The sequence below is a fragment of the Paenibacillus sp. 01T422 genome, assembly GCF_056398785.1.
The window spans coordinates 1-922 of sequence record NZ_JBFTQB010001416.1 but is presented as its reverse complement, the minus strand read 5'-3'; the positions used below and the strand labels follow the sequence as shown (position 1 = coordinate 922).

The following is a 922-nucleotide window of genomic DNA, read 5'->3' as shown; positions in this document are numbered from 1 at the left end:
ATTAATTGAGGAGTTGGTAATATTGCTATGATCTATGTAGCTCTTGGAGATTCCATTACATTTGGAGAAAATGCCTCCTCTTTTGCAAATGCTTACCCCCAATTGACCGTATCTACATTAAATTCGAGCTCCCATAAGGCTACTTGTTATGTTATGGCTCGGCCTGGTTGGACCAGCGATGATCTGTTAGATTCAGTACTATGGCGGGGGGCCTCAGTTATTCGGCATGCTGCTGTTGTTTCTATATGGATCGGAGGCGTGGATTTAACAAACGCAGCATTGATTTCACTTCGAACTCAGCAGCCATTAGCCGCAAAACAAATTGCAGCAAACTATAGACGCAACCTAGGTGCCATTGTTTCTCAAATAAAAAACGGATGCCATGCCCGCATCATCTGCTGCACGCAGTATAACCCATTCCCGAACAGTCCTCTTGCTGTTGCGTCAGTAGACCAACTTAATCGTATAACGAAAGAGCTCGCCCAAAGTTACGATGTAAGTATTGCTCCCGTTCATACATGGTTCGAAGGAAAACAAGCGAATCTTATCTATGGATACCGAAATGGAAAAATTGAGGATGCATTGAGCGGATCTATGCCCATCCATCCAAATGATAAGGGGCATCAAGTTATTGCAATGGGAATGGCACCCTATCTTATCCCTCGTAAGTAGCATAGATGGGGGGGATTGAAAGATCGATTGAAATGTAGGGGAGTGTATCAAAAATGCTGTGCTCCCCCGTGCGGACTGAACCCTTGAGGAGTTCTCCTCTTTTTCTCACCCAAACAAGAGGAAAAAGCACAATGTGGCTAATGTGTTTGCGAAAAAGCTGCAGGGCAGATGACAAAATCAGCGTCTTTATTGTACTCAAGCCTTCTTGCTTTAACCCTCCATTATGAACAATGGGTTTAAGAGGTACAAC

The 922-nt window shown here is 44.0% G+C and carries 2 protein-coding genes; one reads left to right on the top strand and one right to left on the bottom strand.

The genetic code is table 11. The features are described 5' to 3' along the window. The first annotated feature begins 27 nt into the window (after nt 1-27). On the top strand, nt 28-672 hold the full coding sequence (locus AC1DUA_RS39195; protein ID WP_477504816.1) for an SGNH/GDSL hydrolase family protein: 645 nt from the start codon (nt 28-30) through the stop codon (nt 670-672). Here the strand turns inward: AC1DUA_RS39195 and AC1DUA_RS39190 are convergent. Then, nucleotides 656-922, bottom strand: a 267-nt coding sequence (locus AC1DUA_RS39190; RefSeq protein ID WP_477504815.1) for a hypothetical protein, incomplete at its 5' end; no start/stop codon positions are given. The genes AC1DUA_RS39195 and AC1DUA_RS39190 overlap by 17 nt on opposite strands.

Coding starts and splice junctions, on each gene's coding strand:
- AC1DUA_RS39195 (WP_477504816.1), top strand. CDS start 28: ATGATCTATGTAGCTCTTGGAGATTCCATTACATTTGGAGAAAATGCC.